The following is a 10256-nucleotide window of genomic DNA, read 5'->3' as shown; positions in this document are numbered from 1 at the left end:
CTCCTCCCTAATTATTTATAACTGTTCATCCGGACATAATATTAATCAATATTAATTAATAAACCTTGGTTATTTAAGAAATCCAAGTGCGATCATGCTAGAAAAAAAACACACCGATCGGGATTTATAGTCATTCTGAATAATACTATTTCCCAAAAACAATGCTATCCTTCATGAATACTTCAGTTATTAAATAATAATAATGCTTCAGTGATGTTTGTAACGATTCTCGGTATTAAACCAAGATATATGCTTTCTTTTAACTCTACTACCTACTCCCTACTCTCAAGAAGATGTAGCAAGAATTTAGAGATTTGGTATAAGACTGGAACACCTTTTCAGCTGAAACTCTTTCAAGACAAAAAAACCTTGTTTCAATTTTATAACAGTTTTCATTAACATAGAATACAGAGATTTTGGCTTAAAGGCAGAAGGCAGAAGCTTTGTAGTCTACCTTTGTGAAAACCGCTATAACTGGAATGACTATATATCATGTCCGCTTGAAAATTTATAAATAACGACACGACTGAGGAGTCATAGAGTCAGGAGGAAATCAAGAAGAATAAAGTTTTTTTATCTTTATAAGTAATTATCCGGACATGATATTACACTATATACATATTATATACATATTATTTATACATATAGATTATATTAGATTGTATATAGATGTGGTTTAGAATAGTATAGGAATTACACAGTACAACATAGTTTTTTCCGAAGCGAGCTAAAGGGTTTGCGGAGCAGTCCGGAACGGAAAGCAATCTCAAACCCCAGTTTTTGTACCTCATGCGTAAATCCTGATAGTACTAATATCAGGTTCTATCTAACTTGAAAATCATTAGCTACTAAGTCTGGACTGCCGTCTAATGTGGCAAATTGAGCGCCAGTACCAAACCCATCTGCAGTACCGTTGGTATTATAATACAATGCTCCACTAGCAGAGTTGTAAACAATTTCAGCCTCAGCAGTTGCAGCATCACTAGAGACAATGGCAAAATCATCTTCAGATAAACCAATACCAGGAGAACTATCTAGAGCAGTAAAGGTACTCAAGTCAAGCACAATAATATCTTGCCCACTATTAAAATCATTAATCTGGTCTATACCTATGTCTTGAGAATCAAACTCTTGGTTGGTGTTAAAGATAAATTGGTCTATACTAGCTCCACCATTTAATTCATCGTTTCCAGGGCCACCATTCAGGCGATCGCGACCAATACCTCCTTCTAGGATATCGTCACCACTGCCTCCTAATAAGATATCGTTACCGGGGCGACCTATTAACAGATCGTCATCAGCTTGTCCAAGTAGCTTGTCGTTACCGCGACCTCCATTGAGGGTATCGTTACCACTACCACCAACAACAGTGTCTTTGCCTACACCACCATTGAGAATATTTTCGCCACTGTCTCCAATAATAATTGGAGGTTCTGGTTGTTCGGATAGTTTTGCTACATAAGCATCGAAGCCGCCATTACTGGTCAGGTCATCAATACCATCAACGTTGATATCAATGGATTCGTAGAAATTGTTGATATCATCGCCGAAGCCGCCAGTAAGCAGGATATTGCCACTGCTATCGGTAGCTATCTCACTGACACGGCTAATATTTTGAGCAAAGAGCAAATTGCCATCGCTGTCGAATTTGGCTATATAAGGATTAAAGTACCCATCACTGGTCAGGTCATCGGTACCATCAGAGTTTATGTCGATGGTGTTGCCCCGGAAATAGCCTGCAACCCAGACATTGCCACTGCTGTCAGTAGTTATCGCACGAATACTCTCAGTGTCACTACCGCCAATATTTTGAGAAAAGAGCAAATTGCCATCGCTGTCGAACTTGACCAAATATCCATCACTGTCCCCATTACTGGTCAGGTCATCGATACCATCAGAGTTGATGTCGATAGTGTTGCCCTGGAAATCGCCCGCAACCCAGACATTGCCACTGCTGTCGGTTGCTATCCCATAGCTACTATCCCAACTGCTACCGCCAATATTTTGAGCAAAAACCAAATTGCCATCGCTGTCGAACTTGACTACATACGCATCAATCTCCCCATTACTGGTCAGGTCATTGACACCATCAGAGTTAATATCGATGGTTTCTTGGAAAAATCCTGCAACTAAGATATTGTCGCTGCCGTCGGTGGCTATCCTATAGCTATGGTCCCAACTGGTACCGCCGATATTTTGAGCAAAAACCAAATTGCCGTCGCTGTCGAACTTGGCTATATATCCATCGCTGCCTCCATTACTGGTCAAGTCATCAGTATCATCAGAGTCGATGTCAATGTTACCTAAGAAACTGCCTGCAACCAAGACATTGCTGCTACTGTCGGTAGCAATGTCAAAGCCAGAGTCATGATCGCTACCGCCGATATTTTGAATAAAAACCAAGTTGCCGTTGCCGTCGAACTTGGCTACATAAGCATCGTTGCCTCCATTACTGTTCAGGTCATCAATACCATCAGAGTCGATGTCGATGGCTTCGTAGAAACTTCCCGTTGCCAAGACATTGCCACTGCTGTCGGTTGCTATCCCATAGCCAAAGTTATCATTATGACTGCTACCGCCGATATTTCGAGCAAATACTAAATTGCCGTCGCTGTCAAATTTGACGACATAAGCATCAGTTGCCCCATTACTGTTCAGGTCATTGATACCATCAGAGTTGATATCGATGGTGTCGTCCTCGCTTAAATTGCCGAAATCGCCTGTAACCAAGATATTGTCGCTGCTGTCAGTGGCTATTCCACTGCCGTGGTCGTTACCGATGCTCCCAATATTAACAGTCCATTCCAATTCCAGACTCAAAACATAATCATAGTCAGCCATCACCTCCCCTTGCAAAACAGCCCCCAACTCTGTTGTTTTATCCGTAACCACCTCCAACTCCCAGTTTCCACCCTTAGCTGTCGCCCCAGTCAGAGACTTAGAAGCCGCAATCCGCGCCCCAGTCAAATCGTGCAACTTAGCAATGAATTCTGTCCCTGCATCCCTGGCTGCCACGTTACAACCATAAAGTAGTATATTGTCGAGTCTCCACCGTTGCAGTTCGCTCGCGTAATAGTGGAGAGTATCTAAACTCAGTTGACCATCGCCCAGATACAGACAGCCCGGACAGCCGTGGGATATTATATGGATAGTCTTAATCTCTGGATGCTGCTGTAGAATTTGATCTATCTGAGCGATGCCATCAGTGGCAGTATCGAGTTGGAATGGTTTGGCCTCAGCAATGACACCATCAAATAATTGCTGGTAGTTTTCAACGCTAGCATCAATAAATACAGCAGTGTTGAAATTGAAGTTTAATTTCATTATTTTGATCTCCAGGGTCAGTTTTTTGTCTTCTATAATCCTCTTATAATTAAGAGAATTAAGGTAAAGTAAATCGCCGTTCCTGTTCCCATAAGAGCTCCACTTGCAGCAGCCCACCTGTTGTGGCCATAGCACCTTTTACTACTTGATCTATCTTGAGGACTTCTTGGTCTGGGTAGTCTTATTTTCATAAGACCACTCCTTATCTGTTCTTAGGATGTCCTTCAATGCTTAGGGTTTGCTGAATAAAGTCTTTTTGCTCTTTGTAGGCAGTATTTAGGACGCAGAATAAATGGGAATTACAGAGTCAGTGGCCAAAACAATAGTCAGAGTGATTTTTCGGCTGCGTGCAGGGCGTGAAAATCCTCACTTTTTTAACAATAGCTTCTCAAAAGCTCATATTTTTTTCAGACATAAATTGCCTAAAACCAATATCAGTCAATGCGCGCGATATTTAATCAGCAAACCCTACTTATATTTTATCTTTACCTCATAAGTTGAAATACTCAGATTTAAGTAAATGTAACTTAATTTAAACTAACTACACACCCAACACCTAAGACCCACCAAAGTCAACTCTATCTAATTTGAAAATCATTAGCTACTAAATCTGGACTGCCGTCTAATGTGGCAAATTGAGCGCCAGTACCAAACCCATCTGCAGTACCGTTGGTATTATAATACAATGCTCCACTAGCAGAGTTGTAAACAATTTCAGCCTCAGCAGTTGCAGCATCACTAGAGACAATGGCAAAATCATCTTCAGATAAACCAATACCAGGAGAACTATCTAGAGCAGTAAAGGTACTCAAGTCAAGCACAATAATATCTTGCCCACTATTAAAATCATTAATCTGGTCTATACCTATGTCTTGAGAATCAAACTCTTGGTTGGTGTTAAAGATAAATCGGTCTATACTAGCTCCACCCGTCAATTCATCGTTTCCAGCACCACCATTGATGCGATCGCGACCTTGACCACCATTGATAGTATCATTACCGCTTCCACCAAGCAATATATCAAACCCAAGGCGACCTTGTAAAACATCATTACCATCCTGGCCGAATAAAGTATCGTTTCCATTAGCACCAATGAGATTATCGTTTCCATCACCACCAACAAGGCGATCGTTACCCGATCGCCCATTTAATAAATCATCTCCAGCAAAGCCAACAATTTCATCGTTACCAGTACCGCCAAAAATATTATTGTCACGGTTATCCCCATTGAAAACCACATCCTCTTGAGGAATTACATTATCTAAATCTTCTAAAATAACCTGTCCGCGTAATTCACCACTGGGATTATTTTCTGTGTGCAGGTTAATATAAACTTCTCCTGACTCTACTGCTGCAACTTCAGTATTATTTAGAGTAAAACTGCCAGAGAAGAAACCAGAATCACCATCAGTTTCAACTACAGTCAAGTTGCGTAAAATTCCCCCGTTCTGGCCAAGTTCACCCAAATGAATATGAACGGAACTTTGAGGATTTCCTTGAGAATCTACAGGTCCGACATTAAACAAATCGCTAGATAAATCATCGAAACCCCCAGATATATTAAAAGTATTGCCAGAAAGAACTGCATAAAAAGTTCCTGTAGCGTCAGTATCTACTACTGGGTCAACTTCTTGAGCTTCTGATATCGGTAAAAATGTTACTAGATCGTCTCCTGTTGGGTTTGTTTCGTTGAGCAGAACTTGGGTGCGTAATTCTCCACTCTGATTATTGTCTGTATGCAGGTTGATGTAAAAATTCCCTGACTCAGCAGCCACTATTTCATCGGGACTTAAAGTAAAATCACCAAAAAATCCACCCGATCCATCACCATTATCAAATACATCGAAGTTGCGAACAATTCCACCATTAGAATTAGCTAATCCCTGATGCAGATGAATAGCGCTCTGAGGGTTTCCTTCTGAGTCTTCTTGCCCTACAGGGAATAGAGAGCTTGATAAATCTGAAAAAGTTCCTTGTATTAATAAGTTATCATCAATCAGAATGGCATTTGCTATTCCTTCAGCGGGGGTATCTGCTACTGATGGTACTTCAAAAGCTTCTGACATGGGCAATCCTAGACCGACTGCTGCTTCTAGATCGTCTACAAGAATTACCTGTCCTCGTAGCTCTCCACTTTGATTATTGTCTGTGTGTAGATTTATATAAAACCCATCTGCCTCTGCTGCTTGTGTTTCTGCATCTGTGAGAGTAAAAGCGCCATTAAATGTACCTGAACTATTACCATTATCAATTACATCTAAGTTGCGGACAATACCCCCATTCTGACCTATTGCAGCCTGATGAACATGAATTGCGCTTTGAGGGTTTCCCTCTGAGTCTACTGCCCCTACAGGAAATAAAGGGCTTGATAGTCCGCCAAAGCCTCCCTCTATTAGTAATGTATTCCCTGGTAAAAAAGCATTGAAACTTCCTGAAGCTGGACCATCTGCTATAGGGGGAACTTCTTGTTGTTCTGACATTGGCAAAGAAAGCCCTAGGAAGTTTTCAAATAAATAAGTAGTCATGATGAATCTCTGTAATTTTTCAGTATGGTTAATACTAAACTATGATAATCATATTTATTTTAAATATAAAATTTTTTTGGTATATATTTCTTACTTTTTGCAAACAAATATGACAAGCCGTCATATTTTGAAAATTATACTCAAATATTGCATTATTTATAGGTAAATTCTCTACAACCAGTTTGTTTTCTTAAGGTATGATTAAATGCTATAATAAAAATTTACAGGTGATCTAGTAATTGCTTTCTACTATTTCATCGATTGACAAAAAGATTGATGTATAGCACGATCAATTAAAATTAGTATCAACAAATACTTTAATATAAGATATGCAGATAAAAGACATAAACGCCCAAAATGATCGAGCAATTCCTGCCAAAGAGAGCAACTTTTTACAGCAAAATCCACATTTAAAATCTTTAACAGATAACCCTAGTTTTGACTCTCAAAAACCGCCATCATCAGAATTAATTGATGCTTGCGTTCATTGTGGATTTTGTTTGTCAACCTGTCCGAGTTATAGGGTAATTGGTAAAGAAATGGATTCTCCCAGGGGTAGAATTTATGCTATGGATGCTATTAACAAAGGAGAAGCACCGCTCAATGAAACTACCTCCCAACATTTTGATACTTGCTTAGGTTGTCTTGCTTGTGTAACTACTTGCCCGTCTAATGTTAAATATGACAAATTAATTGCTGCAACTCGTCCGCAAGTAGAACGAAATATTAAGCGTTCATTACCTGACAAATTCATTCGGAATCTCATCTTTAATATTTTCCCATATCCTCAGAGATTACGACCATTACTTGTGCCATTACTGGTTTACCAAAAATTAGGATTCCAGAAATTTATTCGTGCTACTGAACTGCTGAAAAAAGTATCCCCCAGATTAGCAGCAATGGAATCTATTTTACCAGAAATTACTGCTGCTTCTTTCCAGGATAATTATCCTACTGTTATTCCGGCTCAAGGAGAAAAACGTTATCGAGTTGGTTTGATTTTAGGTTGTGTACAAAGAATATTTTTCTCACCAGTTAATCAGGCAACAATTAGAGTTTTAACTGCTAACGGTTGCGAAGTTGTGATTCCTCAAAGTCAAGGTTGTTGTGCTGCTTTGCCAGAACATCAAGGGCAAACAAAACAAGCTCATACTTTGGCAAAACAAATGATAGATAGTTTTGCTAATACTGGTGTTGATGCCATTATTATTAATGCTGCAGGCTGCGGTCATACTCTAAAAGAATACGGTCATATTCTCCAAGATGATTCAGAATATTCTGATAAAGCAAAAGAGTTTTCTAGTAATGTTAAAGATGTGCAAGAATTTTTAGCAAATGTGGGGTTAACAGCCAAACTTTCTCCTTTAACTGAGGCAGAAGAATTGAGCATAGTTTATCAAGATGCTTGTCATTTATTGCACGGTCAAAAAATTAGTTTGCAACCCCGAGAACTATTACAAAAAATTCCTGGAGTGAAGTTGCGCGAACCAATAGATGCTTCTTTGTGCTGTGGCAGTGCTGGGGTTTATAATATGTTGCAACCGGAAATAGCTGATGAGTTGGGGCAACAAAAAGTAGACAATTTGTTGAATACAGGTGCAGAATTAATTGCTTCTGCTAATCCTGGATGTTCTTTGCAGATTAAAAAGCATTTAGAATTGCAAGGAAAGAAAATGGTTTTAATGCATCCAATAGAGTTATTAGATTATTCAATTCGAGGAGTTAAGTTATAGAAAAAGTGGAAAATGTTTCTCATTTATAAGTTACAGCGTATTTCGTGTTTACAAAGTAGGAATGTTGCATTCAACGTCTGTAAACAGTCGGGAGTAAGAAAGAAAGAATATAATTTTTTTTCATCGGCGAGTATTTTGTTCAATAAGCTTTCATTATTTGGACTCTGAACTACTGTGTTTTTCATAGAATTTGCTGTAACTTAAGATATGGAGAGCGATCGCTCTCTTTTTTTTTCAGACAAATCTTAATGACGTGACCGCTTTAGAGAAAAAGCGCTCAAACCACCCATTGTAAATAAAGCCAAAACTGTAGTAGGTTCAGGAATGTGTACTGATGCAACAGATTTTGATGGTTTAAAGAAGCTCTCAACCTCAAAAGTTCCTGTGCCAGACCTGCCATCACTCAACTGCACGGAGAAGGTAATATCTGCAAGACCAAAAGCAGCACCTGGGTCAATCAGTCCGAATAATCCAATACCAGGACCAACGAAGTCTGTATCAACCCCAAACTCTAATGTCTCTCCTACGCCAAATGCTCCACCTACAAAAGTAGTAGTTAATGTCTTTAGGTCAGCACTAAGGACAGTATTATCAATATCAGCACCAACAATATCACTATTGTTACTAAGAGCAGGAGGAAATCCAAATCCTCCGGGAGAGAAAAATCCACCACCAAAGTCAAAGAAAGCATCTGAATCTGGTGATAAATCTAAAGTTAACTGTTCAATAAATAAGTTACTAGGACCGTTAGTAAAGGAAACTTGAAAAAAGTCGTTCCGATCAATTGCGGAATTAATTCCTGAGTCAGCTCCCTCTGTCATAAACATAACTGTAGCTGCTTCTGCTGTTCCTGCCGACAAAGCAAAAAAAGCTGTTCCAACTGCGGTGAAGAGTAGTTTTTTTACTGTTTGCATGAAAGTATTCCTCCTAGTTAAAGTATTTGACAAGTTGCTCAATGAACTTATTAGTAATATTGCATTAGTAATATTGCAAGTTCCTCATTAGTTTGTCTATAGATTTTTGCCAGCTTCATCAAATCTTGATAATTCAAAACTGGATAAATACAGTTGTAAACACTTAGATTTATTTGATAGCAAGACTTACGACAAATTACTGACAATTTCAGAAATATGAAGATTCTGTAAAGTTTAAAATCAGGTTAAAACAAAAAGTAAGCAATTGCTAGGTTGACTGTTTTCCAAAGACTATTGACAGAGAATATCTTACTTGACAGTTAACAAAAAGTAGAAAATATATTTAATACTAAATTAGGTTTATAGAGTATCTTTTTATTTAGATAGTGGAGATAGGGTGTAGAACTGAGTGAGGAGAGGATTTAATCTTACATACTATAAAATATTTTTGACAACCGGATTTGGTTTAATGTATTGTAGTGCTTTTAATTAATATAGAATACCGAATATTTACTGATACAGATTTTGATGATACAAAGCTTTCAACCTTAAAAGTTCTTGCGCCAGACTGATAATGACTTAAATATACAGATAAGGTAATATCTCTACAAGCAAAATCAGCATCAGCATTATGCAATTGAATAGCAAAAAGCTATTAACAAAAAAATCTATATCAATTCCAAAATTGAATAGATTATTTTCACTAAATGTTTCCATGGCAAAAGAAGAAGTTAATACCTTTTGATTATTGCTAACGACTAAATTGGTAATAGAATAATTATTAGTATTATTTACCTGAGAAGCAAATCCTAATTCTCCTGGGAAGAAAAATTTGTTATCTAAATTAAAGGAAGCATTTGGAGTTAGTGACAGGTCTAGAGTTAGCTCTGTAATGTCTGTTTCATCAAGATATTTATCAAAGTCAACCTGAAAAGAATTGTTCTGGCCTGAGAAAGAATGAGTTCCAATAATTTTCTGAGTTGTAGCAGCTTCTACTATTCCTATTGATAAGGCGATAATGGCTGTTCCCACCGTAGTTAAAAATAGTTTTTTTGCAGTTATCATTCAAGTTTTCTCTTATTTCTATAATTAAAGGTTCGATCAATTTCTTATATCATGTCGGGATAAGAGCGTGATAAAAAAAACTTTCGCTTTCTTCTTCTTTACTTTTCTCCTGATTCCCTCCTGGGAGGGGTTAGGGGTGGATTGACTCCTTTATCATTTATTTATATTAAAACTGTTTAACCGGACATGATATTAGTACATCTATATAAATTAAGAATTGCAAATTTATCAATGATTTGTCTAGAGGGTTGATGCCGTCTTTACCAAATCTTGATAATTTAAAACTGAATAAATACTGCGGTAAATAGCTGTACAGACCTGGCTGTAAGTATTACAATAAATTACTGATTATTTCTAATATATGAAGATTGTGTAAAGTGTTAATACTATAGCAGGGAACTAGCAAGGAACAGGGAATAGGGAATAGAGAAATCTCCTATCTTTACCTTCTGCCTTCTGCTCTCTGCCTTCCTTCCTCTAAAGTGTCACTATTCAACCGGACATGATAACTCAATCTAATAATAAGCTTTCACGACCACCAGAAGGTTCATCCCTAATCATGTTTTCCAACTCAAACGTATACAGTTTATAAATATCATCAACAACATCATTAGGGTCATCAAACACATCCTCACTCGCGTCAAATTCTACTTGACCACTACGACTAGCAACTTCTAGATTTTTAATGTGTGTGA

5 protein-coding genes and 1 pseudogene are annotated in these 10256 nt (G+C 37.9%); 1 reads left to right on the top strand and 5 read right to left on the bottom strand.

Features of this window, described 5'->3' with window-relative positions; translation table 11 throughout:
- Positions 1 to 822: 822 nt before the first annotated feature.
- Together AC3DU7_RS15000 and AC3DU7_RS14995 are read right to left on the bottom strand one after the other, a co-directional pair.
- On the bottom strand, positions 823 to 3324 hold the full coding sequence (locus AC3DU7_RS15000; RefSeq protein ID WP_488040134.1) for a DUF4347 domain-containing protein: 2502 nt from the start codon (positions 3322 to 3324) through the stop codon (positions 823 to 825).
- Between the two features lie 578 nt (positions 3325 to 3902).
- Positions 3903 to 5849 (bottom strand): CHRD domain-containing protein, encoded by a 1947-nt coding sequence (locus tag AC3DU7_RS14995; RefSeq protein WP_488040133.1) that lies wholly within the window; start codon positions 5847 to 5849, stop codon positions 3903 to 3905.
- Between the two features lie 329 nt (positions 5850 to 6178).
- Between AC3DU7_RS14995 and AC3DU7_RS14990 the strand changes: the two genes are divergently transcribed.
- Positions 6179 to 7582, top strand: coding sequence for a (Fe-S)-binding protein (locus AC3DU7_RS14990; protein ID WP_488040132.1), 1404 nt, complete (start codon positions 6179 to 6181; stop codon positions 7580 to 7582).
- Between the two features lie 245 nt (positions 7583 to 7827).
- Here the strand turns inward: AC3DU7_RS14990 and AC3DU7_RS14985 are convergent, their stop codons facing one another.
- The 3 genes and pseudogenes from AC3DU7_RS14985 to AC3DU7_RS14975 all read right to left on the bottom strand — a co-directional run.
- Positions 7828 to 8496, bottom strand: coding sequence for a PEP-CTERM sorting domain-containing protein (locus AC3DU7_RS14985; protein WP_488040131.1), 669 nt, complete (start codon positions 8494 to 8496; stop codon positions 7828 to 7830).
- A 579-nt stretch (positions 8497 to 9075) separates the two neighbouring features.
- The gene (locus tag AC3DU7_RS14980) at positions 9076 to 9561 is read right to left on the bottom strand and encodes a hypothetical protein (RefSeq protein WP_488040130.1); all 486 of its coding nucleotides are present in this window, start codon (positions 9559 to 9561) and stop codon (positions 9076 to 9078) included.
- Positions 9562 to 10071: 510 nt separating this feature from the next.
- Positions 10072 to 10256: pseudogene (locus tag AC3DU7_RS14975) on the bottom strand (hypothetical protein); the annotation flags it as partial.

The organism is Okeania sp. (assembly GCF_983059655.1).
This window is presented reverse-complemented; position numbering and strand designations above follow the sequence as displayed.

Coding starts and splice junctions, on each gene's coding strand:
- AC3DU7_RS15000 (WP_488040134.1), bottom strand. CDS start 3,324: ATGAAATTAAACTTCAATTTCAACACTGCTGTATTTATTGATGCTAGC.
- AC3DU7_RS14995 (WP_488040133.1), bottom strand. CDS start 5,849: ATGACTACTTATTTATTTGAAAACTTCCTAGGGCTTTCTTTGCCAATG.
- AC3DU7_RS14990 (WP_488040132.1), top strand. CDS start 6,179: ATGCAGATAAAAGACATAAACGCCCAAAATGATCGAGCAATTCCTGCC.
- AC3DU7_RS14985 (WP_488040131.1), bottom strand. CDS start 8,496: ATGCAAACAGTAAAAAAACTACTCTTCACCGCAGTTGGAACAGCTTTT.
- AC3DU7_RS14980 (WP_488040130.1), bottom strand. CDS start 9,561: ATGATAACTGCAAAAAAACTATTTTTAACTACGGTGGGAACAGCCATT.